General features: G+C 65.7%; 24 protein-coding genes. 5 read left to right on the top strand and 19 right to left on the bottom strand.

The features are described from left to right. Nucleotides 1-93: 93 nt before the first annotated feature. The 7 genes from ASPHE3_RS18125 to ASPHE3_RS18095 all read right to left on the bottom strand — a co-directional run bounded on the left by ASPHE3_RS18125 (nucleotide 94) and on the right by ASPHE3_RS18095 (nucleotide 4,662). On the bottom strand, nucleotides 94-1,506 hold the full coding sequence (locus ASPHE3_RS18125) for an MBL fold metallo-hydrolase (protein WP_013602654.1): 1,413 nt from the start codon (nucleotides 1,504-1,506) through the stop codon (nucleotides 94-96). Between the two features lie 92 nt (nucleotides 1,507-1,598). Beyond that, nucleotides 1,599-2,051, bottom strand: coding sequence for a rhodanese-like domain-containing protein (locus tag ASPHE3_RS21295; RefSeq protein ID WP_013602653.1), 453 nt, complete (start codon nucleotides 2,049-2,051; stop codon nucleotides 1,599-1,601). Then, entirely contained in the window at nucleotides 2,014-2,376 is a 363-nt protein-coding gene (gene trxA / locus ASPHE3_RS18115; RefSeq protein WP_013602652.1) for a thioredoxin, read from the bottom strand. The genes ASPHE3_RS21295 and trxA overlap by 38 nt, the downstream gene beginning before the upstream one ends. Nucleotides 2,377-2,444: 68 nt before the next feature. Then, a complete protein-coding gene (locus ASPHE3_RS18110; protein ID WP_013602651.1) occupies nucleotides 2,445-2,741 on the bottom strand; it encodes a rhodanese-like domain-containing protein in 297 nt (98 codons plus the stop codon). Between the two features lie 29 nt (nucleotides 2,742-2,770). After that, entirely contained in the window at nucleotides 2,771-3,112 is a 342-nt protein-coding gene (locus tag ASPHE3_RS18105) for a rhodanese-like domain-containing protein (protein ID WP_013602650.1), read from the bottom strand. A 30-nt stretch (nucleotides 3,113-3,142) separates the two neighbouring features. Continuing rightward, complete coding sequence (locus tag ASPHE3_RS18100; protein WP_013602649.1) at nucleotides 3,143-4,042, bottom strand: sulfite exporter TauE/SafE family protein; 900 nt, start codon at nucleotides 4,040-4,042, stop codon at nucleotides 3,143-3,145. Next, nucleotides 4,039-4,662 carry a rhodanese-like domain-containing protein gene (locus ASPHE3_RS18095; RefSeq protein ID WP_013602648.1) on the bottom strand — a complete coding sequence of 208 codons (624 nt, stop codon included), beginning with the start codon at nucleotides 4,660-4,662 and terminating at the stop codon, nucleotides 4,039-4,041. Before ASPHE3_RS18095 ends, ASPHE3_RS18100 begins: the two co-directional genes overlap by 4 nt. 123 nt (nucleotides 4,663-4,785) lie before the next feature. On the opposite strand from ASPHE3_RS18095, the gene ASPHE3_RS18090 reads away from it, so the two are divergent. The 3 genes from ASPHE3_RS18090 (at nucleotide 4,786) to ASPHE3_RS18080 (ending at nucleotide 7,833) form a co-directional block, all read left to right on the top strand. Further along, entirely contained in the window at nucleotides 4,786-5,043 is a 258-nt protein-coding gene (locus ASPHE3_RS18090) for a metal-sensitive transcriptional regulator (protein WP_013602647.1), read from the top strand. 376 nt (nucleotides 5,044-5,419) lie between these two features. After that, nucleotides 5,420-5,665 carry a hypothetical protein gene (locus tag ASPHE3_RS18085; protein WP_013602646.1) on the top strand — a complete coding sequence of 82 codons (246 nt, stop codon included), beginning with the start codon at nucleotides 5,420-5,422 and terminating at the stop codon, nucleotides 5,663-5,665. A gap of 263 nt (nucleotides 5,666-5,928) precedes the next feature. Further along, complete coding sequence (locus ASPHE3_RS18080) at nucleotides 5,929-7,833, top strand: FAD-binding monooxygenase (protein ID WP_013602645.1); 1,905 nt, start codon at nucleotides 5,929-5,931, stop codon at nucleotides 7,831-7,833. Here ASPHE3_RS18080 and ASPHE3_RS18075 read toward each other — a convergent pair. From ASPHE3_RS18075 to ASPHE3_RS18060, 4 genes are all read right to left on the bottom strand, one after another. Beyond that, complete coding sequence (locus ASPHE3_RS18075) at nucleotides 7,815-8,672, bottom strand: prephenate dehydratase (RefSeq protein ID WP_013602644.1); 858 nt, start codon at nucleotides 8,670-8,672, stop codon at nucleotides 7,815-7,817. The genes ASPHE3_RS18080 and ASPHE3_RS18075 overlap by 19 nt on opposite strands. A 110-nt stretch (nucleotides 8,673-8,782) precedes the next feature. After that, nucleotides 8,783-10,705, bottom strand: a complete 1,923-nt coding sequence (locus ASPHE3_RS18070; protein ID WP_013602643.1) for an amylosucrase — start codon at nucleotides 10,703-10,705, stop codon at nucleotides 8,783-8,785. 66 nt (nucleotides 10,706-10,771) lie between these two features. Further along, the gene (gene treS / locus ASPHE3_RS18065) at nucleotides 10,772-13,069 is read right to left on the bottom strand and encodes a maltose alpha-D-glucosyltransferase (RefSeq protein ID WP_013602642.1); all 2,298 of its coding nucleotides are present in this window, start codon (nucleotides 13,067-13,069) and stop codon (nucleotides 10,772-10,774) included. An 83-nt stretch (nucleotides 13,070-13,152) separates the two neighbouring features. Then, nucleotides 13,153-13,827 (bottom strand): AmiS/UreI family transporter, encoded by a 675-nt coding sequence (locus ASPHE3_RS18060; RefSeq protein ID WP_322786489.1) that lies wholly within the window; start codon nucleotides 13,825-13,827, stop codon nucleotides 13,153-13,155. 170 nt (nucleotides 13,828-13,997) lie between these two features. Between ASPHE3_RS18060 and gdhA the strand changes: the two genes are divergently transcribed. Next, complete coding sequence (gene gdhA, locus ASPHE3_RS18055; RefSeq protein ID WP_013602640.1) at nucleotides 13,998-15,335, top strand: NADP-specific glutamate dehydrogenase; 1,338 nt, start codon at nucleotides 13,998-14,000, stop codon at nucleotides 15,333-15,335. On the opposite strand, the gene ASPHE3_RS18050 is transcribed toward gdhA, so the two are convergent. The 7 genes from ASPHE3_RS18050 to ASPHE3_RS18020 form a co-directional block, all read right to left on the bottom strand. Beyond that, complete coding sequence (locus ASPHE3_RS18050) at nucleotides 15,328-17,037, bottom strand: alkaline phosphatase D family protein (protein ID WP_013602639.1); 1,710 nt, start codon at nucleotides 17,035-17,037, stop codon at nucleotides 15,328-15,330. The genes gdhA and ASPHE3_RS18050 overlap by 8 nt on opposite strands. Before the next feature lie 78 nt (nucleotides 17,038-17,115). Further along, a complete protein-coding gene (locus ASPHE3_RS18045; protein ID WP_013602638.1) occupies nucleotides 17,116-17,865 on the bottom strand; it encodes a ThuA domain-containing protein in 750 nt (249 codons plus the stop codon). After that, nucleotides 17,865-18,998 (bottom strand): Gfo/Idh/MocA family protein, encoded by a 1,134-nt coding sequence (locus ASPHE3_RS18040; protein ID WP_013602637.1) that lies wholly within the window; start codon nucleotides 18,996-18,998, stop codon nucleotides 17,865-17,867. Before ASPHE3_RS18040 ends, ASPHE3_RS18045 begins: the two co-directional genes overlap by 1 nt. 48 nt (nucleotides 18,999-19,046) lie before the next feature. Next, nucleotides 19,047-19,946 carry a carbohydrate ABC transporter permease gene (locus ASPHE3_RS18035; RefSeq protein WP_013602636.1) on the bottom strand — a complete coding sequence of 300 codons (900 nt, stop codon included), beginning with the start codon at nucleotides 19,944-19,946 and terminating at the stop codon, nucleotides 19,047-19,049. Continuing rightward, nucleotides 19,943-20,902, bottom strand: coding sequence for a carbohydrate ABC transporter permease (locus ASPHE3_RS18030; RefSeq protein ID WP_013602635.1), 960 nt, complete (start codon nucleotides 20,900-20,902; stop codon nucleotides 19,943-19,945). Before ASPHE3_RS18030 ends, ASPHE3_RS18035 begins: the two co-directional genes overlap by 4 nt. 2 nt (nucleotides 20,903-20,904) lie before the next feature. Next, nucleotides 20,905-22,272 carry an ABC transporter substrate-binding protein gene (locus ASPHE3_RS18025; RefSeq protein ID WP_174266601.1) on the bottom strand — a complete coding sequence of 456 codons (1,368 nt, stop codon included), beginning with the start codon at nucleotides 22,270-22,272 and terminating at the stop codon, nucleotides 20,905-20,907. A gap of 145 nt (nucleotides 22,273-22,417) precedes the next feature. Next, nucleotides 22,418-23,416 carry a LacI family DNA-binding transcriptional regulator gene (locus ASPHE3_RS18020; RefSeq protein ID WP_041652354.1) on the bottom strand — a complete coding sequence of 333 codons (999 nt, stop codon included), beginning with the start codon at nucleotides 23,414-23,416 and terminating at the stop codon, nucleotides 22,418-22,420. 550 nt (nucleotides 23,417-23,966) lie between these two features. On the opposite strand from ASPHE3_RS18020, the gene ASPHE3_RS18015 reads away from it, so the two are divergent. Next, entirely contained in the window at nucleotides 23,967-25,256 is a 1,290-nt protein-coding gene (locus tag ASPHE3_RS18015; RefSeq protein ID WP_013602632.1) for an ammonium transporter, read from the top strand. Nucleotides 25,257-25,421: 165 nt separating this feature from the next. On the opposite strand, the gene ASPHE3_RS18010 is transcribed toward ASPHE3_RS18015, so the two are convergent. Further along, nucleotides 25,422-26,390: a glycoside hydrolase family protein gene (locus ASPHE3_RS18010; RefSeq protein ID WP_013602631.1), complete on the bottom strand. Its 969-nt coding sequence runs from the start codon at nucleotides 26,388-26,390 to the stop codon at nucleotides 25,422-25,424. Between the last annotated feature and the right edge of the window lie 73 nt (nucleotides 26,391-26,463).

Below are 26,463 nucleotides of genomic sequence, written 5' to 3'. Positions count from 1 at the left end.
GGCGGGTGGCATGAAGGTGCCCGGGCGCGCTGGGGAACGCGCCCGGGCTTGTTGCCCGGGCCGGAGGGGGGTCCGGCCCGGGCAGTCTGGGGGTTACTTGGCCGCGACGGCGTTCTGCCGTGACTGCTGCCACATGTTCCAGCCGGCGTAGCTGCCGTCCAGTTCGACGACGTCGTACCCGGCCCTGCGCAGGGCGCTGGCCGCAACGGAATTCCGGACGCCTGACTGGCAGTAGGTCACGATGGTGCCTTCGGTGGGCAGTTCGTCCAGGTGCCACATCACCCGGCCGCCGCTGAGCTGGTAGGAGCCGGGGATGTGCCCGGAGGTGTGCTCCGTCTTGTTGCGGACGTCCAGGATCATGACGGCGTCAAAGCCTTCCAGTTCCTCGGGCTGGATCAGCTTCGGGGTGGTCATGGGGAGCCCTTCAATGCTGGTGACGTAGCCGGCGACGTTGTCGATGCCGACCCGTACCAGGTGGTCCCACATGTCCATGGCCTGTTCCTGGTCCTGGGCCAGGAGTACCAGCGGGTTCTTGTCCGTCTCGGGGTTCACTACCCAGGCGCCGTAGCTGGCCACGGACTTGCCGGCCGGTACGTTCAGGGAACGGGCTACCGTGCCTTCGTGGACCTCGCTGTTGGGACGGGTGTCGATGAAGGTCAGGGTGTCCTCGGCCAGGCCTGCAGCAACAATGCCTTGTGAGAGTTCAGGCAGCGGCGTCCGCTCACCCATCACTGCGGGGCCTTCGCGGTTTTCCCGCTTCATGCGGCCGAAGTAGGCGTGGGCGTCGGGCTGGCCGTCGAGGAGTTCGTTGATGAAGCCCTGCTCGTCGTTGGCTGCAAGGTAGGGGCCCCACCAGGAGTAGAGCCGCTCGTAGCCAACCGTGGAGGAAGGGATCGCGCCGAGTGCCTTGCCGCAGGCGCTGCCGGCGCCGTGGGCGGGGTGGACCTGGACGTAATCCGGCAGGGTCAGGAACTTGTCCCGGAGGCTGGCGAAGAGCTGCTTGGCTCCCTCGAAGCGGGTATCGATGCCGCCGGCGGCTTCGTCCAGCAGGTCCGGCCGGCCCAGGTCGCCGGAGAACACGAAGTCGCCGGAGAGCAGGTAGCCGGGCTGGTCGCTGAAGGCGCCGTCCGTGACCAGGAAGGACAGGTGTTCCGGCGTGTGGCCGGGAGTATGTACTGCCTTGATGGTGATGTTGCCCAGGGTGATCTTGTCACCGTCGTAGAGGCGCTCGCCGTCGAATTCGTACTGCCAGTCCGGGCCGCCCTCACCGGAAACGTAGATCTTCGCGCCGGTGGCGGCAGCGAGTTCACGGGTGCCGGAGAGGTAATCGGCGTGGATGTGGGTTTCGGTGACGGCCACGATCGTCATGCCGTTCTTTGCGGCAAGGTCCTGGTACACGGCGATGTCGCGGCGGCCGTCCACCACGATCGCTTCACCCTTGGCCTGGCAGCCAATCAGGTAACTGGCCTGGGCGAGGTCTTCATCGTAAATGCGCTCGATAAGCATCGGGTGCTCTCCTTCGGTTGAAAGGGGGTTAGGTTTTCGGTTCTGCATTCAGTATAGATACCCCCGGGGGTATCCTGCAAGCCGACTGCGGCCTAGGGGGATTGTCTCTGGAACAGCCGGTGCAGGAGCCTGCGCAGGCCAGATGGGGAATGGCCCCGTTGTTGTCGGGGCGGGTTTTCCGGGGCAGGTTGGTACGTCACCGGGTGCCCTGCGCGGTACCACTCGGTTATACCGCCGGACACGTTGACCGTTTGGTATCCGTGGCCGGTAAGGATCCGCGCGGCCTGGCTGCTGCGCTTTCCGGACCCGCACATGAGGTAAAGCGTGCCGCCGGGCAGGTCGGCAAGCCGGGAGGGCAAGTCGTCCAGCGGGATGTTCAGGCTCCCGGGGACGTGCGCGGTGGCATGCTCTTCCCGGCTCCGCACGTCCACCAGCGTGGCGCGGGGCCACACCGTGGCGAATTCGTCTGCCGTTACAGTGCGGTAGGCCTGGCCCTCTGGTATCCCATCAGGCGTTCTGGTGTCCGGCCTGGGCGCGGAGTTCATCCATGTCCAGGTTCTTTACGGCCTGGATGACCTCTTCCAGGCCCGTGGCGTTGAGGGCGCCTGGCTGGGAGAACACCAGGGTCTTGTCCTTGAATGCCATCAGGGTGGGAATGGACCTGATGCTGGCCGCGGCGGCCAGCGCCCGCTCAGCTTCCGTGTCCACCTTGGCGAAGGTGATGTCCGGGTGGCGTTCCGCTGCGGCGCCGTACGTGGGCGCGAACATCCGGCAGGGTCCGCACCAGGCTGCCCAGAAATCAACGAAGACTATCTCGTTGCTTTCCAGTGTTTCAGCGAAGCTTTGCTCGGTGACGTCGATGGTTGCCATGGTTTTGCTGTCCTTTCGGGGGTTAGCTGCGGTGATTGTCTTGGGCGGTGGCTGAGCGGGCTGCAGGGTCAGCTGGTGGGGAGGCCCGCGCGGGTCCACGCGATCATGCCGCCGGCCATGGTGTCCGCGCTGAAGCCGGCTCCGTTGAGGGCGTCGGCCACGCGGGCTGAACGGTTGCCGCTGCGGCAGACCGCGATGACGGGGACTGCGGGGTCCAGTTCGGACAGGCGTGCCTGCAGTTGGCCCATGGGGATGTGCAGGGCGCCGGGGATCATGCCCTCGGCGACCTCGAAGTCCTCGCGGACGTCGAGGATGCGGGCGCTGGTGCGCCGCTGTTCTGCTTCGGTGACGGTAATTTCAGCCACTGGTTTCTCCTTTGAAATGGTGATGTTGTTCAGCGGACCGGCTCGCCGGCCTGGCGCCAGGCGGCCATTCCGCCGCGGATCGAGTAAGCCCGGTATCCCTTCGCCGCGAGCAGCCGGGCGGCCGAGGCGGAGCGGACGCCGGACGCGCAGATGGCGACGACTGGCCGGGTCTTCTGGATTCCCGCGGTGCTGGCCTGCAGCCGGTCCAGCGGGACGTGCTTGGCCTGGGGAGCCCGTCCGGAGCGCCATTCCTGGGCGGAGCGGACATCGACCAGGGTGGCGCCCGAGGACAGGAGTTCCTTGGCCTCGGCAACCGACACCGTTGTGTAGGGCTTGCTGAAGGCCCGCTTCAGGGAGCTGATAAAACCCATGATGTTTCTCCTTGGGAAGGGGTAGTTGGTTTAGGCGGGTGAGGGGATTTTGCTGCGGCGGCCGCTGCGGTTGCGAAGGGGGCAGGAGCTGATGAAGAACCAGCAGACTCCCGCAGTGGCTGCCGTGAGGGCGGCGACGCCGGCTGCGATGAACCAACGCAGGTCGGCCGGTGCCTGCTGGACAAGGACAAAGGTGCCCATCGCCAGGACGAACCAGCCGAAGGCCTTGCGAAGCACGGCCTCCGGGATCCGGCCGGCGAGCTTTGCGCCGATGAGCGAGCCAACGACTGCTGCCGCCGTGACACCGAGGGTGACACCCCAGTCGAGCTGGACGGTGGTGAGGTATCCGGCAAGTCCCGCGAAGGACTTCATCGCGATGACCACCAAAGACGTGCCCACGGCAACGGACATCGGCAGGCCGCCCAGCAGTGCCAGGGCCGGCACCACGAGGAATCCGCCGCCGGCACCCACCAGGCCTGTGACCAGCCCGACGACCGCCCCGTCCAGGAGCACCCTGCCAAGGGGAAGTTCGTGCTTGGCCGGTGCGGCGCCGTCGTCGTTCTTCCTCTTCCGGCCGCGGAGCATGGCCACGGAGGTGGCCACCATCATGACGGCGAAGGCGATGAGCAGGATCTGGCCGGGGATATGCCCGCCGAGCAGTCCGCCGACGAACGCGCCGGCCATGCCGGCGGCACCGAAGATCAGGCCAGTCCGCCACATCACCCTGCCCCCGCGGGCGTGGCTGAACACGCTCACTGCCGAGGTCACGGCGACGACGAACAGCGACGCCGCGATGGCCTCCTTGGCCTCGAAGCCGGCCACGTAGACCAGGATCGGCACGGTCAGGATGGACCCGCCGCCGCCCAGGACGCCGAGCGAGAGCCCGATGACCACCGACAGCGCAAGGACCAGGATGAGGGTGAGGGTCATGATGCCTTGGCCTCTGCGTTCACCTCGGTGTTGACGGGCAGGGCAAGGATGGCGCTTTCGCGGGTGGGTTCCTTGGCGGCCTTGTTCCACGGCATGGCCGAGATGGCCTGGCCCATAGCGCAGGTGTTGGTGGCCGCTGAGAACGTCAGGCCGGTGCCGATGACCCCGGCAAGCGTCCGGATCTTCGGGGAGACGAACTTGCCCCCGGCCAGGCCCAGGACCACCAGGGAACCGGCCACAAGGCGGACCTGGCGCTCAAGGTCCCAGCGGTTCTTTCCCTTGACCACGTCGCCGCCGGCAGCGGCGAAGCCGGGTGCGCCGCCCGTCAGGACGTAGGCGGTGTCAATTCCGGCCTTGGCAAGGCGCTGGCGGGCCTGCTCGGCGCGCACGCCGGACTGGCAGACCAGGACCACGCGGGAACCCAGCCGGGCGGCGAGCTCGTCCGTATGTTCGGACAGCAGCGGCAGGGGCACGTTGTAGGAGCCGCGGATGTGCATGGACTCGAACTCGGCGGCGGAGCGGACGTCGATCACCACGAGGTCCTGGTGCTCTTTGATCCAGGACTGGAGGGTCTCAGGGGCGAGTGCGGTGAAGGCGGTTGCCGTGGAAGGGGAAGTCATTGCTGGCCTCTCGATAGGTGAAGGGTGAATACCCCACCGAGTATTGCACATACCCCCGGGGGTACACAAAACACCCCAAGGGGTATATAGTTGGAGCCAAGAACCCCCACCTACGGAGACCCCATGGAACTCGACTCGACTGAACTGGCCCCAGTGGTCAACCGCCTCAAGCGCGCCCAGGGCCAGCTTGCTGCCGTGACCCGCATGCTGGAGGAAGGCCGGGACTGCAAGGACATCGTCACGCAGCTCGCCGCCGTATCGAAGGCGCTGGACAGGGCCGGCTTCGCCATCATTGCCAGCGGCCTTGAGCAGTGCATTGTCCGCGAGGACAACACCATGGACAGGAAAGAGCTGGAGAAGCTCTTCCTCTCCCTCGCCTGACCGGGCGGGAATGTGCCCGCCTGACCGGGCGGGAATTTTGAGGCTCCGTGCCGGGCGCAGGTCCCCCAACCTGCGCCCGGCACGATCGTTTCCCACGGCTCGTCCCTGCGGCAAGGGTCGAGGCCCTGGACGTGGCGGTGGCGTGAGATCGCCCACCTTATTATGAGCAGATCAAATTAAGCCGGTAAGATTGTTGATAGGCCACCGAAGCCCTTGAGTGCCCCGCGGGTGAACCGTCCCCGCTGCAGCAACGCCGGCGCCCACCCTCCCTGCAGGCACCCCCGCCCCCTCCCCGCACCGTGCAGGGATTGAAGTATGGGCAGCGGCACTCACCTGGCACGCCAGCAACCAATCCGCGACCACGAGGAGAACCCCCATGACCTTGCTCATCGAACGCCCTGTATCCCATAACGCCAACGCGACCCGCCTTGACGCTGCCCCGCGCCGGGACAGCTACATCACCCTGCCCAGTGCGGCGGAAGCTTCATTCCCCGCCGCAGGAAGCTATGTCACTCTGCCGGCGGGCCTCACCGCCAATGGCAGCAAAGCCCAGGGCAGCTACGTGACCCTCCACTCGGCTCCGCTCGGAGAGACGGAGATCAGCTACACCCGCGTGGGCTAGAAGCAGACGCGACGGCGCCCGCCAATCTTCCCGATGGAAGGTTGGCGGGCGCCTTTGTTGTGCCTGCGTTCCGGTCGTGGCCGGGGTCAGGGTGTCTTTTCCCCTCGCGGCCCCTTTCGCCAGCCTGCTCGCCGTGCCTTGTAGTCCAAGTCACAGGTGGCGTACAGTGGTGCTCAATCGGTCGTTTTCTCATATGGAAACCGAAATTCTATTATCGAACACCGTTCCTGGCCAGGCCACCACACAACGAAGTGAGGATTCCCGTGCAGTTCCACCACCACGGTTACGTATCAGGCGACCCGCGGGTCAAGCCTGCAGCAGGGGTAGGCGTCAACCGCCCTGCCGACCTCCCGGACGAAGTTGACGTGCTGATTGTGGGCACCGGACCTGCCGGCATGCTCGCCGCCGCCCAGCTTTCACAATTCCCGAACATCACCACCCGCATCATTGAACGGCGGCCCGGCCGGCTGGCCATCGGGCAGGCGGACGGCATCCAGGCGCGCAGTGTGGAGACCTTCCAGGCCTTCGGCTTCGCTGAAAGGATCACCGCCGAGGCGTACCGGATCACCGAAATGGCATTCTGGAAGCCGGACCCCGCAGACCATACCCGCATTGTCCGGGCGGCCCGCGCTGTGGACGACGAGATGGGCATCAGTGAGTTTCCGCACCTGATCGTCAACCAGGCACGCGTCCTGGACTACTTCGCCGAATACGCAGCGAACTCGCCCTCCCGATTGACACCGGACTACGGCTACGAGTTCCGCGGCCTCGAGGTGGGTGAGGGCGAGTATCCGGTCACCGTCACACTGGCCCATGCCTCCGGCGCCGAGGAGGGGAAGGAGCGGGTGGTCCGTGCTAAATACGTCATCGGTGCGGATGGTGCCCGCAGTAAGGTGCGGGAGGCGATCGGCTGCCACCTTGCCGGCGACGCCGCAAACCATGCCTGGGGCGTCATGGACGTGCTGGCAGTCACCGACTTCCCCGATATCCGCACCAAATGCGCCATCCAGGGCGAGAAGGGCAGCATCCTGCTCATTCCGCGCGAAGGCGGCTTCCTTTTCCGCATGTACGTAGACCTGGGGGAAGTGGACCCAAACAACAAGGGAGCGGTCCGCAACACCACCATCGAGCAGATCATCCACAAGGCCAACGAGATCCTGCACCCCTACACGCTGGATGTGCGGAATGTTGCGTGGCACAGCGTCTACGAGGTGGGGCACCGGCTGACGGACAGGTTCGACGACGTGCTGCCGGAGGACCGCGGCACGCGGACTCCGCGGGTGTTCATCACCGGGGACGCCTGCCATACCCACAGCGCCAAGGCCGGCCAGGGCATGAACGTCTCCATGCAGGACGGCTTCAACCTGGCCTGGAAGCTCGGGCACGTGCTGGAGGGCCGCAGCCCGGAGAGCCTGCTGTCCACCTACTCCGAGGAACGCCAGGTGGTGGCCAAGAACCTGATCGACTTCGATAAGGAATGGTCCACCATGATGGCCAAGAAGCCAGAAGAGTTCGAACACCCCTCGGACCTGGAGGACTTCTACGTCAGCACCGCAGAGTTCCCCGCCGGCTTCATGACCCAGTACACGCCCTCGCTGGTCACCGGAAGCTCCGCCCACCAGGACCTGGCCACGGGCTTCCCCGTGGGCAAGCGCTTCAAGTCCGCGCCCGTCATGCGGGTGGGCGACACCAACCCCGTCCACCTGGGCCACCACGCTACGGCCGACGGCCGCTGGCGGATCTACGTCTTTGCCGACGCTCCACTCCCAGGGACCGGCTCAGCCGCCGACAAATTCGCCGAGTGGCTCGCGAACTCGCCGGAATCGCCGCTGGCCGCGACGCCGTCGGACGCTGATCCGGACGCCTGGTTCGACGTGAAGGTGGTCTACCAGCAGCCGCACACGGCCGTTGACATCAACGCGGTTCCGGCGGTGTTCAAGCCGCAGGTGGGCCCGTTCAAGCTGACCGACTACGAGAAGGTCTACGCCACCGACCCCAACGCGGACATCTTCGAGCTGCGCGGCCTGGACCGCGGCGGCGTGGTGGTGGTGGTCCGCCCAGACCAGTACGTGGCGCACGTCCTCCCACTCACGGCGACAGCGGAACTGGCGGGGTTCTTCGGGCCCCTCCTGAAGGGCCAGGAGTCAGGTCAGCCGCTGACGGTCTGACCTGTCCTGTAGTCTGCGGCTGCGTAGACGCCGAGGATCCGCACCTCGGTGGTGAAGAAGTCCAGTTCCTCGAGGGCCAGCGTCAGCGGCAGGTCCTCGGGGTGGCCTTCGACGTCGGCCATGAACATGGTGGCGGCGAACTCGTTGCCCACCATGTAGCTCTCCAGCCTGGTCATGTTCACGCCGTTGGTGGCGAAACCGCCGAGCGCTTTGTACAGGGCGGAGGGGACGTTACGGACGCGGAATACGAAGCTGGTAACTGCCGGTCCGGGAAGTGCGTCCCGGGCGGGCAGTTCCTTTTCGCGGGCAAGGACCACGAAGCGGGTGGTGTTCGAGGGGTCGTCCTCAACCCGTGACGCCAGCACCTCCAAGCCGTAGATCTGCGCGGCCAGCGGGGGAGCGAGGGACAGCTTGCGGGGATCGTTCCATTCTGCCACCTCCCGGGCAGACCCGGCGGTATCGCCGGCGATGACCGGTTTGAGGTTGTGTTCGCGGATCAGCTTCCGGCACTGGCCCAGGGCGTGGATATGGCTGTGGACTTCGGTGGCACCCTCAATGGTGCTGCCCGGGATGCCAAGCAGGTCGAAGTGGATGGGGAGGAAGAACTCGCCCACGATCTGCAGGTTGGACTGGGGCAGCAGGATGTGGATGTCCGCTACCCGGCCGGCAATCGAGTTCTCGATGGGGATCATGGCAAGGTCCGCCTCGCCGCTGGACACGAGTTCAAACGCGTCTTCAAAGCTGGCGCACGGGACGCTTTCCATGTCCGGGAACATCTGCTTGCACGCGATATTGGAGTTGGCGCCGGGCTCACCCTGGTACGCAATCTTCGAGGCCATGATCCGTATGGTTTCACGCGCTACGCCCGGCTGCCCAACTGGGTAGCGCTAAGTGTCGTTTTGGGCGGTCAAAACGACACTTAGCGCTACCTAGTTGGGAGGGCGCGGGGCTAAACGGGAGTGACGCGCAGCCAGACGTACTGGCGGGGCAGGAGCGTGACTCCCTGGTCCAGCTGCAGCGAGGCTTCGGAGAGAAGGTCGACGGCGGCGGGCAGGAATCCGCCGAAGGTCTCCGCCGCCAGGGACTGCGGGGAATCGCTGAAGTTGGCGAGCGCGAGGATGCGCGTTTCGCCTCCGGCGGCGGCGGCGCCGGCCGGGCGCTGGTAGGCCAGGACGCCGGGGTTGTGGGTATGGAACGGGATCAGCGTGGTCCCCTCGAGTTCGGGGGTGGCCGACCGGACCTCGATCATCCTCTGCAGTCCGCCATAAACGGCCCCCTCCGGCGTGGAGGGATCCGTGCGGCGGGCATACTGCTCCGCCGGGTAGTGGGGCCGGTGCACCCAGCGGCTGTCATCCTCGTGGCCGGGTTCCCGCGCGTAGCTGTAATCGTTGACCTGGCCCACCTCGTCACCCAGGTACAGGAGCGGAATCCCGCCGGTACTGAAAGGCACTGAATGGGCCAGGAGGATCCGTTCCACCGCCTCCGCCGGGTCGACCTCCATCCCGCACAGGGACGCCGTCGTGCCTGAAATCCGGCAGTCGCCGGTCTTCGGATTGTCCTGGAAGGGGACGCCGCGGGCGAAGCTGCCCGGGAAGCGGTTGACGTAGAAGGAGTTCAGGAAGCGGCGGTGGTCGAAGCCGTTGATGCCCAGTTCGGCGGCGTCCTCGTCCGCGAAGGTCCAGCCGATGTCGTCGTGGCTGCGAACATAGTTCACCCAGGAGGTACCGGCAGGAATGTTGTGCCGCCGCTCCAGGGCCTGGGCCAGGAGCGAGACGTCGCGGGTGGCCAGTGACTCCCAGATCAGCGCCATCTGCAACGGGTTGTAGGAAAGCTGGCATTCCGCCGGGTCGATGTAGAGCGCCACCTCGTCCGGGTGCACGATCGCCTCTGACTTGAACAGCAGCGACGGCGCCGCGAGCCGGCATACAGCGTTGAAGGCCTGGAGCAGGGTGTGGGCTTCGGGAAGGTTTTCGCAGGGCGTGCCCAGCTGCTTCCAGATGAAGGCCACGGCATCCATGCGCAGGATGTCCACGCCCTGGTTCGCCAGGAACAGCATCTCCCCGGCCATGGCGCGGAAGACGTCCGGGTTGGAGTAGTTCAGGTCCCATTGGTACGTGTGGAAGGTGGCCCACACCCAGCGGCCATCCTCCATCTGGATGAACGAACCGGCATGGTTCTCCGGGAAAATTTCCCGCACGTTCTGCTCGAAGGCGTCCGGCATGGTGCGGTCTGGGAAGATCCAGTAGTAGTCGCTGTATTCCGGATCGCCCGCGGCGGCCCTGAGCGCCCACTCGTGCTCGTCCGACGTGTGGTTGAAGATGAAGTCCACCACCAGGCTGATGCCGTTGCTCCGCAGCTCGGCGGCCAAGGACTGCAGCTGCTCCATGGTTCCCAGCTTCGGGTTGACCTTACGGTAGCTGGAAACAGCGTACCCGCCGTCGGAATGCGGTTCGGGCGCAAGGAACAGCGGCATGAGGTGCAGGTAGGTGAGGCCAAGTTCCTTGAAGTAGGGGATCTGTTGCCGGACCCCTTCCAGGCTCTCGGCATACCTGTCCACGTAGCAGACACCGCCGAGCATCTTGTTCGACTGGAACCAGTCGCTGTTGCCTTCCCGCTCGGCGTCCAGCGCCTTCAGCCCTGCGGGCCGGTCCTGCCACGACCTTGCGGACTGGACAACCAGCGCAGCGAGCTGGTCCGTCCAGTCCGGCCGTCCGCCGTACAGAGAGCCGAACAGGCCGGACAGTGTTGGGAAGTGCCGTTCCAGGCGCTGGTCGAACGCCGGATCCGGAAGCAGGCCGCGGCCCCGTTCACGCGAAAGCGCGGCCTTCACATGCTCCAGCGGCGTTTCCTCCACCCTGACGGATTCCTGCATGCCCACAGCCCCTTCCCACGTCCGCCGGGACTTCCGGCGGCACGGTTGCTATGGAAGTATGCCACGTCACACGCCAGCGCTGCCTTGCCCCTCGTCGTCGTCGTCATTTTGCGGCGTCAGGAGAAGCGTGGTGCCCTGGTACGCGGGCAGGTCCAGGAAGAAGCTGTGCAGGTCGTCAACGTGACCCACCGGTTCCCCGCTGAAGAGATCAGCCACACTGGAGCCTGGCGGCAGGTGCGCGGACTGGATGCTGCCTGAGATGTCCTGGCCGGAGAAGTTCAGCACCGTCACTGCCAGTGCCCCGTCGCCGAGTTCGATGACCAGGACCAGCAGCCCGCGGTGGGAGACGTCCGGGACGTCGAGCAGCTTGCCCGTGGCAATCCCGTTCTCTTCGCGCACAGCCAGGATCTGCTGGATCCGCCGGGCGAACGAGCGGGGGTTCTTCAGCTGCTCGGGAAGCGGGCCGTACAGGCTGCGGGCCCTGGGCATTCCGGACGATGACGTTGTTGCCTCGGGGCTGATGCCCATGATGTCGTGCGCCCCGCGGTTGATCCACCGGGTATCGCCCTGGGCGATAAGTTCCTCCACACTGCTGCGGTCCAGGACGGTTATGCCGGCCAGGTCCCAGCCGGACAAGGCGAAGACGCCGGGCTGCAGGGCGTTGTACATGGACAGGAGGATGTGGACATCGAGCACCTGGGCTTCCTGCTCGGGAGTGATGTCCGCAGGATCCTGGATTCCGAGCGCCGCCATGATGAAACTGACCGACGTGCAGGCGATGCCGTTGGTGGTGAAGACGGAGTTGTAGGGGGCGTTCGGGCCAGTGAGCCGTTCCCGCATGGTCTGCTGGACCTGTTCCGCCAACTGGGCGCCCGTCAGTTCCTGCCCGTTCAGTTCAAAGATCTCGTCCCGGTGCCCGGCGGCGAAGTGCATCAGCTCGTACGTCAGTTCGTCGTGGTTCTGCAGCGCGTGGACCAGGGACGCCTGGTCCACGCCGATCTCCATGGACAGGCGGAGCGTCAACCGGAGGAACTCGGTATCGGCGGTCACCAGTGCGTAGTGGTAGGCGGGCCGGGTAATGAAGTCGTAGGAGAGATCAGGGCCGGATTCCGAGGTTGCCTTGATGTCGTCAATGGTCAGGTTGAGCTCCTGGAAGGAGAAACCACCCACCTTGCGGATCATGGAGCCGATGAGCTGGTTTGCGGCCTGGGACAGGGGATGCCCTTCCGACCATCCCGGCTGCTCTTCAGCGCTCTTTTCCACGCCCAGGAAGCCGTTGGCATCGAGCCGGAGCGCCCCGGTGCCGAGGTCAACCAGCGAGTGCAGGGCGTCTCCCACCACCAGCCGCATCCCCGCGAAGGTGGGATCCAGCCAGTTGATGGACGGCTGGCCCGCCTTGAAGTAGTGGAGGTAAACCCAGCGGCGGGTCTTTCCCGTGGTGTCGATCACCGGCCGGGTTGCGCTCCAGTTGGTTTCCTTGACGCCGGGTTCATAGAAAATCACCCGCTGCAGCCGGCCAATGATGTATCCGGCCTTCTGCAGCGACTGCTCGGATTCAGGGCTCAGGTTCACCGAATCCTGCCCCTCCGGGACATCGGGCAGTAGGTGCCAGTCCTCCTCGGGGATATCCACCATGTGGTAGATCCCCGGGTAGTCCCGGAAGTTCATCTCGGCCAGGCGGAAGTCGGCACCCTTGCCCGTATGGCCGGGCACGATATCGTCAATGATCGTTCCGCCGTGGTCGGCCGCCACCTCGCACATCCGGCGGAACTCATCCTCGTCGCCGAAAACGGGATCGATGGCCATGCTGATCCTGTCGAAGTGGCCATCGACGCTGGGGGTCTGGGACCAGCCGCTGATACCGCCTGCCAGCTTCACCGGCCCGGTATGGATAGCCCGGATCCCGATCTCCCGGAAGGCGTCCCACATGTCCTTGTCGCCCAGGGCGGCGAGGAAGGACTCGCCGGGTTTGGTGATGAAGGAGAGCGGGTAGGCGGTGAACCAGACCGGGGCCTTTTCGACGGCGGCCCGCGGGTTGGGATGCGCATAGGCGTTCTGCCACATGCTGGCCTGGCCGGAGAGTTGCCGGGCCAGGACATTGGCATCGCCGAGCATGGCCTGGTTCCGCAGCCATTCAACATAGGCGGCGTTGCGGCCGTCGAACTCAAACGATGGCCTGGTGGCCAGGTACTGGCGCCTGCGGGCCACCGGCCTCAGGGCTTTGGGACGGGCCGGATAAAACTGCTCGTCGTAGTTGAGGTCCGGATCCACTGCCGAGCCAAGGGCGGTTGGCTCTCCGTGCTGGTCTTCGCCGGCCAGGGCATCGGGTCCAGGGATTCCCTGGCCCGTCATCGATTCGCTCATCTGTTCCTCTCCGAAGGTTGCTTCCGTGATCCGGGCAATGCCCGGACACCTCGCGCACTCTTCACCGTACCCCGGTAGAGGGACTATTCAACGGGTGTCCGTTGTGGCGCGGCTCCTTCGGTCAACGCCTGCGGGGGAATAGCCGCTGTTCCGCGCCGGGAAAGCACAAGCGCAGCCACAAAAAGGACTCCGAGGACGGCCGCGGCCGTCCCTGCCGCCTCGGGACCCCGCGGCCAGAGCCCGGCGAGCCCCAGGAAAGCGGGGACGGTTGCCGTGGTTTGGCTGGCCAGGACCAGCGACCAGCCGGTGAACCGGTCAAGCCGGCCCAGTCCCAAGGCCATGGAAGCGAACATCTGGCCCCAGAGAACCGCCCATCCCAGCCAGAGGACAGCGAGCAGGGGATCCGGAAGAAGCCAGGCGGCGGCCAGCAGCACGGCAACAACGGCAACCATGCCGCTAAACCAGCCCAGGCCCTTGGAGCCGAGGCCCAGGAGGGCGTCCAGGCCTGCGTAGGCATACGTGAGGCCGAACAGGAAGATGCCGGCTGCGGTCAACGGCGTCCCGGCGGAATTGTCCAGGGACAGGAGGACGACGCCGAGCACCAGTTGGGCGGCCCCCACCGTCACGCCCAGGACAGCTGCGTCACGGCGAGGCACGTGCCCCAGCGCGGCCAGGCCGTTCACCAGGAGCGCGGCACCGGAGAGCAGGAGGCAGATGTATGCCATCAGCGAACCCTCGGGAATCGGAATTCGTGGCATGGATTTCTCATGCAGTGGAATCTTGCTGTCACAATACGAACATTAGGGCAGGGTATTGTGTTGGCCTAACAGTGCCCAGTCGCAATCGGTTAGGTTGAAGAATAAAGCTATTGGACGGTGCTGCCTTTAAGTTGGCCGTCCTCTTTTCGGTCCACGGTAAGGAAAAATTCATGGATGCACGGCTGGAGGCCATCAGGGACACCGTCCTGGCAAGGAACCCGGGTGAAGCGGAGTTCCACCAGGCGGTGATCGAGGTCTTCGAAAGCCTGGGCCCGGTCCATGACAGGCATCCCGAACTCCTTGAGGCCGCCATCCTTGAACGCCTCTGCGAACCCGAGCGGCAAATCATCTTCCGCGTGCCTTGGACTGACGACCAGGGCCGGGTACAGATCAACCGCGGCTTCCGGGTGGAATTCAACTCGGCTTTGGGCCCGTACAAGGGCGGGCTCCGGTTCCACCCCTCCGTCTACCTGGGCATCGTCAAGTTCCTCGGTTTTGAGCAGATCTTCAAGAACGCCCTCACGGGCATGCCCATCGGCGGCGGTAAGGGCGGCTCCGATTTTGACCCCCGCGGCCGCAGCGACGCCGAAGTGATGCGCTTCTGCCAGTCCTTCATGACTGAGCTGTACCGGCACATCGGTGAATACACGGACGTTCCTGCCGGGGACATCGGGGTGGGCGGACGCGAGATCGGCTACCTCTTCGGCCAGTACAAGCGCATCACCAACCGCTATGAATCCGGTGTCCTCACCGGGAAGGGGATCTCCTGGGGCGGTTCCCTGGTCCGGCCCGAAGCCACCGGCTTCGGAACAGTGATCTTCACCCAGGAAATGCTGAAGACCCGCGGCACGTCCTTCGACGGCCAGCGCGTGGTGGTGTCCGGGTCCGGCAATGTGGCCATCAACGCCATTGCCAAGGCACAGGCGCTGGGTGCCGCGGTGGTGGCCTGCTCCGATTCGTCCGGCTACGTGGTGGACGAGTCGGGCATCGACGTCGCACTTCTGCGCGAAGTGAAGGAAGTTGAACGGGGCCGCCTGAAGGATTATGCGGAACGCCGCGGCGGAGTCTCCTACGTGGAAGGGGGCTCCGTGTGGGACGTGAATGCCACCGTGGCGCTGCCCTGCGCCACCCAGAACGAGCTCGACGGCGATGCTGCCGCGCGGCTGGTCCGCAACGGCCTCCTTGCCGTCGGGGAGGGCGCCAATATGCCGTCCACCCGTGACGCGGTGGCGGTGTTCCAGCAGGCCGGCGTGCTGTTCGGCCCGGGCAAGGCTGCCAACGCCGGCGGCGTTGCGACGTCGGCGCTGGAAATGCAGCAGAATGCCAGCCGGGATTCCTGGTCCTTCGAGCACACGGAGGAGCGGCTCACCGAGATCATGGTGGGCATCCATGACCGCTGCGCGTCCACCGCTGACGAGTATGGCGACCCGGGCAACTATGTTCTCGGAGCCAATATCGGCGGCTTCGTGAAGGTGGCCGACGCCATGCTGGCGCAGGGGCTCATCTAAGCCGCTGCCCGCCGTCGGACGCGACCCGTGCCGCACCTGCCCCGGTGCGCGGGGGGACGGTGATTTCCGCGACGCGTTCGAGGCGCGGGTGAAGGTGGTCGGCGGCGTTCAGCACGCCTTTTTGCCACCACATCTTCAACCCGTCCGGCACCACTTCAAGGCAGGCCAGGTTGTTGTCGAACCAGGGTCCCTTGATGCCGGACCAGCGGAACGGCGGGTCGGGCACCCGCGCCGACCGTGCTGCCAGCGCTCCAATGGGTGCGGCCATGCCGTAGGACATCACGGCCCCGAAGGACCGCAGCAGCCGCGGCAGGGGGTTGCGGATGGGCGAGCAGACGGCTTGGATTATGCGGCTGCCGGACGTCCGCTCCACCTCGGAAACATAGGAGAAGTGAACGTCGCCGGAGAGGAAGGTGACGGTTTCCGGCGCATGGCCGCGCAGGCCATCGGCAACCTCCACGGCCATGGCAGCCACCTTGCGGAAGCTGTCCTGGAACGCCGCCCAATGCTCCAGGTCCGCAGCCTGGCGCAGTTTTTCGCCAACGCGCGCCGCCCGTTTTCCCCAGGCGCCCTCGGAGACTGCCTCGTCCCAGGCCTCAAGGTGGTGCAGGCCCATGGGAAGCAGGAAGGGCAGTGATGTGGCCACCAGGAGATGCCGGAAGCCTCCGCGCATCCGCTCGTCCAGCCAGTTCATCTCGGCCTTGTCCACCAGCGCCCGCCGGTCAGGTGCCAGGTTTCGGGCAGCGCGGGAATCCACCACGATCAGCCGGACATCCCCGAAGTCCCGGCAGTAGCTCCACCGGTACGCCTCCGGATCCTTGTCCGCCTGTTCCGCGAAACGGTCCAGCTCGGCGCTCAGGTCCGGTTCACCGCCTCCGCTGTGGTTGGCCACTTTCTGCCAGAGGGGGTCCGCGGCACGCTCCCGCGGCGACAGGTTTCCCAGGTGCTGGTACACCCAGTACGAACCCAGCCCGGCCACGATCCGGTCATGCCACCAGTCAGCGTCCTGCATGGCCTCCCGCCAGCTGCGCGAGGCGTTCCAGTCATCCCGGATGTCGTGGTCGTCGAAAATCATGGCGCTGGGGAGCGTGGACAGCAGCCACCGGTTCGCCGGATCGGACCAGGCCAGGTAGTAGAGGTGGGCGTACTCCTCGTAGTCCTTAAGCTCCTCGCCGGGCGGCTCCTTGATGTCCCGGCGGTTCTTGATGAACTCCTGCATCTCCTTGCTGGTGGAGTCCGCATAGACCTGGTCCCCAAGGAACACCACCAGGTCCGGCCACGGCTCGCTTCCGCCGGAGCTCATCGCCAGGGCATAGGCACGCAGTGCGTCCACCCCGTGGCTCCGGTTCCCGGCCTCGTCATGGGGGACGCTGGTTCGGCAGGAACCGAAGGCCAGGCGCAGCGGCTTGTCGTCGGGCTCCAGCGTGGCGATCAAGGGCGGCGGAAACCCGCCGCCCGGTGGAGGCCAGGCCTGGATCCCGTCCACCGCAACGCTGTAGGGCGTTTCAGATCCGGGTTCCAGGCCCTGCACTTCCACCAGGGCGTAGTGGTGGCCATGGACGGCGAAAGTCCTGGCGTCCCACTCACCGGAGCCCGCGCTGACAGTCACGCGGGCAGTTCCGCGGGTCTCCACCCAGATGCTCGCCGAGGTTTCGTCCACGTACCGCATCATGGGGCCTAGCACCAGTGCCGGGGTAGTCATCTCTCAGTTGTACTCCCTTGGCTCCGCACCGGCTATGGGGAAATCCGCAGCAACTTCAAGGGCGGGAGGGAACTGCAGCTAGGCTTCCTCGAACCAGTTCCGCGACGGGTTGGTGACCTCCGGGACAGCGCGGCGCAGTTCGGGCTGGGCAGCCCACTTCACGCCGTTGGCCAGGACCCGCTGGATCTGCGGGTGGTGGTACACGGGGTATTCCTGGTCGCCGGGGCTGAAGTAGAAGATCCGGCCCTTGCCGCGCGTGAACGTGACACCGGAACGGAACACCTCGCCGCCGGCGAAGGAGCTGATGAAGATCAGGTCGTCCGGGTCCGGGATGTCGAAGAGCTCGCCGTACATCTCCTGCTCGGGGATGACGATGGGGCTGTCCACGCCTTCGGCGATGGGGTGCGAGGGCTTCACGGTCCACACGAGTTCGCGCTCGCCGTCGTTCCGCCACGCAAGCGAGCAGGTGGTGCCCAGCAGCTTGGTGAACACCTTGGCGAAGTGCCCTGAGTGGAGCACGATCAGCCCCATCCCGCCCAGGACGTGCCGGTGGACGCGTTCGACGACGGCGTCACTCACCTCGTGGTGGGCCATGTGTCCCCACCACAACAGGACATCTGTCTCTGCGAGCACCTCCTCGTCGAGGCCGTGCTCATCGTCGGTGGCCAGGACCGCCGTCGTGATTTCCGCCTCGGGGTAGTAGGAGCGGAGCCCCGCGGCGATGGCGCCGTGGATGCCCTCCGGGTAGATCTCGCCAATGTGGGACGGCTCGTTGATGGCCTCGTGGACACCCTCGTTCCAGACCCGGATTCTCAGTTTGCCGTTCATTAGAGCCGAACCTCCCTCTGCTCCAGCGCTGACTGGTAGCACGCGTCGATGATCTGTGCCCGGTAGAGCGCCAGGGACCCGTCATGCTGCCCCCAGACTGCCTCGCCGCCCCGGACTGCCGTGACGAAGTCTTCCACTACTGCATCGTGGGCGCGGCCCGGCAGCACCGGCGGAACGTAATCCGCGGATTCGCCGTCCTTGTCCGTGAACACCCTGAGCTGGCCGACGGGCGGGAAGGGCGCGCCCTGCACCTTGAGTTCGGCTCCGCCGTCGGTTCCGTAAATGGTGAAGTCCAGCAGATCGTCCGTCTCGCGGTAGGTGGCCCAGCTCGCCTCGATCAGCAGGGTTCCGCCGCCTTCCAAGCGTAGGAACGCGGAGGCGAAGTCCTCCACCTCGAACGCGTGGCTGGTGGCCTGCGCCGAGTAACGGCTTCCGCCGCCCCTCCCCTGCGGGCCCAGCTCCGAATGGGTGGCAGCGGAGACGGCCACGACCTTTGGCTCGCCCAGCAGGTGCAGGGCATAATCCAGCGCGTGGACGCCGATATCGGCCAGCGGTCCGCCGCCGGCGAGTTCCGGGTTGGTGAACCAGCTGCCCAGGGTGGGGATGCCGGAGCGACGGAGCCAGGATGCCTTGGCGTAGTACGGCCGGCCCAGTCCGCCGTCGTCAATGACGCTCTTTAGCGCCTGGATATCGCCGCGGCGGCGGTGGTTGAACGCGACGTCCAGGACGCGCCCCGCCTTGCGGGCCGCATCCACCATGGCCTGGCCTTCGACGGCGTTGCGCGCGATGGGCTTCTCGCTCAGCACATGGATTCCGCGTTCCAGTGCAGCGATGGTGATGGGTGCGTGGAGGAACGTGGGTACCGCCACGCTAATGGCGTCCAGGCCGCCGTGGTCCAGCATCTCTTCCCAGTCAGCGAAGGCGTTGGGAATGGAATATTCGGCCTGCAGGGAGTCGCGGAGTTCCTGCTCCATTCCGGCCAGCGAAACGATTCGTACGCCGTCCAGGGCGTGGTAGGCCATCAGGTGCTGCTGGCCGGCCCAGCCGATGCCGACCACGCCCACCCTCAGTTCCTCGGATCGCGGTTCTTCGCGGGAAGCGGCATGCTGTCCTGGGGACTGCTCGTGGCTCACGGATTTTCCTTATCTTGTGTGGTGTTACTGGTACTTGGGTTGGGTTTTCTAGCCTTTTACGGCACCGGCAGTCATGCCGGACACGATACGCCTTTGGCAAAGGAGCACAAGGATGACCAGCGGGACGGTGATGATCACCGACGCTGCGCTGATGGTGCCCAGCGGCTGGTCGAACTCGCTGGTACCGCTGAAGAACGCGATTGCCACCGGAACGGGACGGGACTCCGGCGAGGTGGTCAGCGTGACGGCCAGCAGGAATTCATTCCACACCGAGATGAACACGAGGATCGCGGTGGTTGCCAGGCCCGGGACAGCCAGCGGCAGAATGACCTTTCGAAAGGCCATGAAGGGCGTGGCCCCGTCAATGTACGCCGATTCCTCAAGCTCGCGCGGGATTTCCCTGAAGAAGGACGTCAAGGTGTAGATGGCCAGCGGCAGCGCGAAGGTCAGCTTCGGGATGATGAGGCCCAGCAGCGTGTCATAGAGCCCGATCTCCCGCCAGATGGAGAAGATCGGGGCCGCGATGGCGATGGCCGGGAACGTGGTGACCGAGAGGATCAGGGTCAGGATCATGGCCTTGCGGCGCATCTTGAGCCTGGCCAGGGCGTAGGCGGCGAAGGACGCGAACACCAGCGCCACCGTAGTGGTGACGACGGCGATAATCACCGAGTTGCGCAGGGCCAGGAGGAACTCGGGGTTCTGGAACACCGCCAGATAGTTCTCCAAGGTGGGCTGGCTCGGGAAGAGTTCCCCCTTGGACAGGCTGGGGCCGGTCTTCAGCGAAGTGTTGACCAGCCAGTAGAACGGTATGAGCGAGAAGCCCATCACGGCCACCACAAAGACCCAGATAACAGGGTGCAGTTTTGCCTGGCCCCGGAGCCGCCGTTTCGGTGCCTTGCGCTCGGTGGCCGGTGCCGCCGTCGCCCGCTGTGCTGTCAGGGTGCTCATTGTTCCTCCTTGGCCACTTCGCGGATGTTGCCGCCCGCGAAGCGGATGTAGACCACCGAAACTGCCATGACGGTGAGGAAGGTCAGGATGGACAGGGCCGATCCCTCGCCCACCAGGCGGTTTTCGCGCAGCTGGGTGTAGGCCAGCATTGACATGGACTCGGTGCCGTTGGCGCCGCGGGTCAGCACGAAGGGAAGGTCGAAGACGCGCAGGGCGTCCATGGTGCGGAAGATCGCCGCGAGCACAATCGCCGGACGCAGCAGTGGCAGGGTGATGTGGGTGAAGGTCTGCCACTTGCTGGCCCCGTCAAGTTCTGCTGCCTCGTAGGTCTCGGCGGAGATGACTTGAAGGCCGGCAAGGATGATCAGCGCAGCGAACGGCGTTGTCTTCCAGACGTCGGCCAGGATGATCACCGCCATGGCGTAGCCATGTTCGCCGAGCCACACCACATCCCCGCCAGGCAGACCCAGCATCGAAAGGACGTTCGTGACGAGTCCCAGGTTGGGCTGGAACATCGTTTCCCACGTGATGGCGCTGACCACCGTCACCACCGCGTAAGGCAGCAGCACAACGGTGCGCAGCAGTGCACGGCCCCGGAAGGCCAGGTTCAGCAGCAAGGCCATGGCCGTCCCAAGGACCAGTTCCAGCGAGACCGAGAGTCCGGCGAAGAGGAAGGTCTGGCCGAACGCAGCCCACCATTGGGGGCCGCTGAGGGCGCTGATGTAGTTTTCCAGGCCCACAAACCGGGACAGGCCTGCGGTGCGGACGCTGTACTGGTTCAGCGACAGCCAGAGCGCGTAACCAATGGGGACCGCCGCCACCAGGGCCATCAGGACCAGGGACGGGGCGGTCATCCGGAATGCGAGCCGCCGCTCCGCCCGGTCGCGGCCGCTCACGCCGCGGGTGACCACCCCGTGACTGTTCCCGTTACCGGGGGAAAGGGACTTGGTGGCCATGGTCAGAAGCTCGCCTTTGCAGCCTTCAGCTCTTCGGCCATCGTCTTCACAGCGTCTTCAGTTGTGGCGGTGCCGGAGAGCACGGCGTACACGTTCTTGTAGATCGCCTGCGAGATCTGCGGGTAAACCGGGGAGATCGGGCGCGGCTTGGCACCCTTCACAGAGGCGAGCAGTTCGGTGGCAAACGGCATCTTCGCCAGGACCTCGGGGTCTGCGTAGGCTGCCTCGTTGACGGGAGCCTGCGAGAAGTCCATGGCTACGTGCTTCTGCCAGTCCGGGGTGGTGGCGAAATCAATGAAGGCCACAGCGCCGGCCTGGTTTGTCGAGTGGGCCGAGATGGCCAGGTTCCAGCCGCCCAGGACGCCGGAGGCCTTGCCGCCTTCCCAGGCCGGAAGCGGGGCAACGCCGAACGTCCCGGCCAGCGGGGTGGCGTTGAGGAGGCGGTAGACGTGCGGCCAGTTGCGCTGGTATCCAAAATTGCCGGACTCGTAGGCCAGGCGTGCCGGGTCCTCGTTGTAAGTCAGCACCGCACGGTCCGCGGCGCCGTCCTTGAGGCCCTGCACCATGAAGTCGAGAACTTCACGGGTCTCCGGGGAGTCGATCTTGACCTCGCCGTTCTCGTCCAGCACCTCTCCGCCGGCGCTGTAGAGCATTTCAAGGAAGTTCACGGTGAGGCCTTCGTACTGCTTGCCCTGGTAGACGAAGCTGTTGCCCGGCGCACCGGCTGCCTCACTGTAGAGCTGCTGCCAGGTTTCCGGCTTGGCCACCTTGTCCTTCTGGTAGTAAATGAGCCCTGCGTTCGTGAAGAACGGGGAGGCCCAGTATTTGTCCTCGTACTTGGTGGTCTCGACGGTGGACGGAATGAGCCTGTCCTTGTTGGCCTCGACGAGGTTGGTCTGGTCCAGGAGCCAGCCCTGCGAGGCGAATTCCGAGGTCCAGATGACGTCGGTGAGGAAGATATCGCACTCGGTGGACTTGCCCTCAAGCCGCTGCACGGCCTGCGTACGGGCTTCATCGGTGGTGGCCCCGATTTCGGTGTATTTGGCTGTGACCTTGCCGTTCGCCTTGGTGAAGGCCTCTGCCGTGCCCTTGTAGATGCCGGAGGCGTCCTTGCCGCCGCACACGTTGAGGTTGCCGGCTGCGTTGGCCGCCGACGACGGATCGGCGGCAGCCGGCTGGTCGGCACCCGGGGTGGCCGCGCCGCCACCGCAGGCGGTCAGCAGCAGGCCGGCAGCCAGTGCCGCAGCTGCGGCAGCAGTAATGCGTGTGCGCCGCCCGGACGCGCCGCTGGCTCCGGTCTTGGACGCGCTGGGCAGGGATACGGCGGTGGTGTCCTCCTGCAACCGAGAGGAAGGTCGAATCAAGTCCACGAATGGCTCCTTTGCCTGGCTGGCTTCATTTTCGAGGTTGGTTTTGGAATCGATTCCACAGCAGAGGAAAAGCGGCGTCTGCTGCGTTTGGAATCGATTCCAAAGAAGTGTGACAGGAGCCACGTTGGGCTGTCAACCCTTGGCCTCAGCCGTTGGTGGAGTCCCGGACCACCAGTTCGTGCGGGAGGAAGGTCCGCCCGCGGCGGTACGCTTCCGGCTCGGTCATCCGTGCCAGGAGTGCTTCGAAAGCCACCTGCCCCATGGCGTAGGCCGGCTGTCTGATGGTGGTGAGCTCCGGAATGCACATCTCCGCCTGGATGGAGTCGTCAAACCCTGCCACGGCAATGTCCTCCGGAACCCGCAACCCGGCGTCGGTAATTTCACGGACGCAGCCTGCAGCCACTGTGTCGCTGCCGCAGAACACGGCGTCGGGCAGGGGGCTCAAGCCGAGGAGCTCCTTGGCCAGGCGCCGGCCGGCATGGAAATCAAAGTCCCCGTCCGTGAAAAGCATGTGATCGGGAGACAGCCCGGCTTCGGCAACAGCCCTGCGGAAGCCTTCCTCGCGGAGCCGGCCGGACCGGGCTGCCCTGGTGCCGATCATCGCCATCCGCTGACCGCCGGTCCTGATGAGGTGCCTCGTGATATCGAAGGCTGCCTGCCGGTCGTCGATGGATACGCCGAATGCTGCCTCAGCGTCAGCGATCTCGCAGACCTGGACCACGCACAACTGCTCCGCCATCTCCTCGACGTCTTCATCCGGCATTGTTGGCGAAAACATGATCAGCCCATCCACCGAGCCGTTTCGCAGCATGTCCACCAATTGCTGTTCCCGTTCCCGGTCCCCGGCTGTTGGGGCGATAAGGGTGACGTAGCCGGACAAGGCGGCAGCATCCCCGGCGCCCCGGAAGACTTCGCTGATGACCGGCGAGTATAGGTTCTTGGCCAGGGCAAGGATCCGCATGGTGCGGTCCCGGCGCAGATCGCGCGCGGAAGCGAGGGGCCGGTAATTGAGCTGGCGGATGGCCGCGGCCACCTTTGCCTTGCTCGACTCACTGACGGCCGGACTTCCGTTGAGGACGCGGGAGACGGTCCCCACGGAGACGCCAGCAGTCCGTGCGACGTCCTGCACTGTCGCTCGCGCCATTAGTATTCCTCCCGCGGCCAGAGGCGAGGTTCCCCCCAGCCGGGTACCTCGCTGTACCGGCGCCGTGCACATGCCGTGCTGCCGGGTTTTTCCTCAGCTTAGCCGCAGGCCGGAGGCCTGCCGGCATCCGCTGGGCGGTGGTGCTGCTCCCCGGGCCGCCCATGCCGTCACGCGGGGCACGCTTTTGGCCTCCCCGGCCGCTCCGGCCGCCGTGATCCCGGGGCCGCTGTCCATCGAGGCCCCTAAAAACGTGCTTCGTGTGACAGGGGGTGCCCAGAAGCGTCAGATGCGAACCATGCATTCCGGGTCCTGCTTTCACGCGTGGTTTTCCCTGCTCCTGCTTCCAGCGGGACGGCTGAAACTCGGGCGTGGATGACTGAAACCATCATTTAACACCCCGGAAACCCAGTCCAAAATGCCCGCCCTACAGTTGGAACCAGACGGCAATTGCCTCCCTCCGATGAACGTGGAACTGACTTCACGTCCTTCCTCCGGAGTGGCTCTGACGGGCACATTCCGTTCTCTCTTCGCATCACGAAAGGGGTTTCCCATGGATTCGGGAAATGTCGCTTGGGTTCTGGCCAGCTCCGCGCTGGTTTGCATGATGATCCCCGCCCTGGCCCTGTTTTACGGGGGCATGGTGGGATCGCGCCGCATTCTTAACATGATGATGATGTGCTTTGGCGGCGCCAGCCTGGTGGCCGTCCTGTGGGCGGTCTTCGGCTACTCCATGGCGTTCGGCAATTCCGTCGGCGGCTTGGGGCTGATCGGCGACGTCACGGAATTCCCGGGCATGGGACAGCTGCTCGCCGCGGATGAAGAGGCGTCCATCCCGGTCATCCTGTTCGCCGCCTTCCAGCTCTTCTTCGCCTGCGTCACCACGGCACTGGTTGCCGGAGCGGCAGCCGGACGCATGAAGTTCGGTGCCTGGATGCTCTTCGCCGGGATCTGGGCCACCATTGTCTACTTCCCCATCGCGCACTGGGTGTTCGCCTTCTCCTCCGCGGACGGCAGCGTGACCGGCGGCTGGATCGCCAGCGGCATCAAGGCCATCGACTTCGCAGGCGGCACCGCAGTTCACATGAACGCCGGCGCGGCCGCATTGGCCCTGGCCCTGGTCCTGGGCAAGAGCTCCGGCTGGCCAAAGGTGGAACACGCCAAGCCGCACAGCCGGCCGCTGGTGCTGGTAGGTGCAGGCCTGCTCTGGGTGGGCTGGTTCGGCTTCAACGCCGGTTCCGCGCTGTCTGCGGGCCAGTCGGCATCCGTCGTCCTCCTGAACACCGCCGTCGCTGCCTCCGCCGGCCTCCTCGCCTGGGCCCTCGTTGAGCGGCTCCGGCACGGCGCAGCCACCAGCATGGGCGCAGCATCCGGCCTGATCTCCGCCCTCGTGGCCATCACCCCCGCCTGCGGCTCGGTCAGCCCGCTGGGCGCCGTGGCCATCGGCCTGATTGCCGGAGCAGTCTGCTCCCTGGCCATCGAACTGAAGTTCCGGCTCGGCTTCGACGACTCGCTGGACGTTGTGGGCGTCCACCTGGTGGGCGGCATCCTGGGAACCCTGCTGATCGGACTCTTCGCCACCGACGCTGCTCCCAACGCGGTCAACGGGCTCTTCTATGGTGGCGGCGTTGAGCTGCTCGGTGTCCAGGCCCTTGCAACGGTCACGGTCCTGGTCTATTCCTTCGGCATCACCTGGATCCTGGCGAAGATCCTGGACAAGACCATCGGGCTCCGCATCAAGCCCGAGGACGAGATGCGCGGCATTGACCTTGCAGCCCACTCGGAGCTCGCATACCTCACGGATGAGGATCCGGTGGAGCTGGGCTCACCTCAGCGCGGCTAGCGAGGCGGAAGAACTCCGGGGCCACGAGCCCGGGGTACGAGTCAGGCAAAGGGCCAATCCCTGGACCGGTGCCAGCACCCGCTGGTTTATAGTTCCAGGGTTTGGCCCTTTGCTGCGCATCGGCTGCGCTGCCTGCCCAGGGGTTCTTGCTCAGGCGGCGCCTGTTCAGTGCTCGGTGCAGACCAGGGTGCCGTCCCGGACTTCCAGCATGGCGGCCCTGACATGGCTCAGGCGGGTTTTCGGGGCGGGCGCCATGGTGTCGATGTCCTCGCCGCCCCAGTGCGGGTGGGTGAAGTAGGCCAGCAGTGCCTGCTCCGTCCCGTCCTCCCGCGGCTCAAGGGGAACCACATCCGCGTGGCGGCCGACGACGGGCCGCCCGTCAACGCGTTCCGGTTGCGTGAGGATGAGCCCGTCCAGGTGCTCCTGCCGGGCCCAGCTGCCCGCGGCGTCCTCCGAGCGATACACGGCCTGGCCCCGCCATTCGTCCACGATCATCCAGTAGGTGCCTCCAAGCCGGAAGACCTTGGGCCCCTCATGCGGGCGGCCGGGGATCGCCACTCCTTCCAGGATCCACGATGCCGGGTCCGCGGGCGTGTCGCTGACCGCACTGTAGGTGTTGGAACCGCGTGCCTCGTCCTTGTACCAGAGCCGGTAGCGGCCGTCCCCGCATAAGGCGACGGCGGCGTCGATGACCCTGGGCGAATCGAGGTCCACGGAGCCGAGGTACTCCCAGTTCACCAGGTCGCTGCTGGACAGCTGGACGATCCCGGCCGGGCCCGTCCAGTCCTTCCGCACCCCGTCCAGGACGGTCAGGTACATGATCCACTCATCACCAATGCGCACGACGTCGGGCGCCCAGAGGGTGGCGGGACCTTCAGTTCCGGGCGGCACCAGTCCGTCCAGGGTCCCTGCGTAGGTCCAGCTGGCTCCGGCGTCGGAGGAGCGGGCAACGCCGATGGCCGTGCCATGCACCCACTCCACGCCGCCCAGGTCAGGGGCAGTGGCCCGGCGCTGGGTGTAGAGCAGGACCCATTCGCCAGTGCGGTGGTCCGGAACCAGGACAGGGTCGGTGGGGCCGTCCCAAACGGGATCGCGATAGGGGACGGTGAAGGCGTCCGCGCGCAGGGGGAGCACAATCTCTCCAACGTTGTAGGTCCGTGGGACCTCCAGCTTATGCCACAGCCCAGGAACCTCTCCTGAGATGCAC

It is taken from the genome of Pseudarthrobacter phenanthrenivorans Sphe3 (assembly GCF_000189535.1).
Classification (GTDB): Bacteria; Actinomycetota; Actinomycetes; order Actinomycetales; family Micrococcaceae; genus Arthrobacter; species Arthrobacter phenanthrenivorans.
Note: the sequence above shows the minus strand (reverse complement) of the source record. Positions and strands in the feature narration are given on the sequence as shown.

Coding starts and splice junctions, on each gene's coding strand:
- ASPHE3_RS18125 (WP_013602654.1), bottom strand. CDS start 1,506: ATGCTTATCGAGCGCATTTACGATGAAGACCTCGCCCAGGCCAGTTAC.
- ASPHE3_RS21295 (WP_013602653.1), bottom strand. CDS start 2,051: ATGAACTCCGCGCCCAGGCCGGACACCAGAACGCCTGATGGGATACCA.
- trxA (WP_013602652.1), bottom strand. CDS start 2,376: ATGGCAACCATCGACGTCACCGAGCAAAGCTTCGCTGAAACACTGGAA.
- ASPHE3_RS18105 (WP_013602650.1), bottom strand. CDS start 3,112: ATGGGTTTTATCAGCTCCCTGAAGCGGGCCTTCAGCAAGCCCTACACA.
- ASPHE3_RS18100 (WP_013602649.1), bottom strand. CDS start 4,042: ATGACCCTCACCCTCATCCTGGTCCTTGCGCTGTCGGTGGTCATCGGG.
- ASPHE3_RS18095 (WP_013602648.1), bottom strand. CDS start 4,662: ATGACTTCCCCTTCCACGGCAACCGCCTTCACCGCACTCGCCCCTGAG.
- ASPHE3_RS18090 (WP_013602647.1), top strand. CDS start 4,786: ATGGAACTCGACTCGACTGAACTGGCCCCAGTGGTCAACCGCCTCAAG.
- ASPHE3_RS18085 (WP_013602646.1), top strand. CDS start 5,420: ATGACCTTGCTCATCGAACGCCCTGTATCCCATAACGCCAACGCGACC.
- ASPHE3_RS18075 (WP_013602644.1), bottom strand. CDS start 8,672: ATGGCCTCGAAGATTGCGTACCAGGGTGAGCCCGGCGCCAACTCCAAT.
- ASPHE3_RS18070 (WP_013602643.1), bottom strand. CDS start 10,705: ATGCAGGAATCCGTCAGGGTGGAGGAAACGCCGCTGGAGCATGTGAAG.
- treS (WP_013602642.1), bottom strand. CDS start 13,069: ATGAGCGAATCGATGACGGGCCAGGGAATCCCTGGACCCGATGCCCTG.
- ASPHE3_RS18060 (WP_322786489.1), bottom strand. CDS start 13,827: ATGCCACGAATTCCGATTCCCGAGGGTTCGCTGATGGCATACATCTGC.
- gdhA (WP_013602640.1), top strand. CDS start 13,998: ATGGATGCACGGCTGGAGGCCATCAGGGACACCGTCCTGGCAAGGAAC.
- ASPHE3_RS18050 (WP_013602639.1), bottom strand. CDS start 17,037: ATGACTACCCCGGCACTGGTGCTAGGCCCCATGATGCGGTACGTGGAC.
- ASPHE3_RS18045 (WP_013602638.1), bottom strand. CDS start 17,865: ATGAACGGCAAACTGAGAATCCGGGTCTGGAACGAGGGTGTCCACGAG.
- ASPHE3_RS18035 (WP_013602636.1), bottom strand. CDS start 19,946: ATGAGCACCCTGACAGCACAGCGGGCGACGGCGGCACCGGCCACCGAG.
- ASPHE3_RS18030 (WP_013602635.1), bottom strand. CDS start 20,902: ATGGCCACCAAGTCCCTTTCCCCCGGTAACGGGAACAGTCACGGGGTG.
- ASPHE3_RS18020 (WP_041652354.1), bottom strand. CDS start 23,416: ATGGCGCGAGCGACAGTGCAGGACGTCGCACGGACTGCTGGCGTCTCC.
- ASPHE3_RS18015 (WP_013602632.1), top strand. CDS start 23,967: ATGGATTCGGGAAATGTCGCTTGGGTTCTGGCCAGCTCCGCGCTGGTT.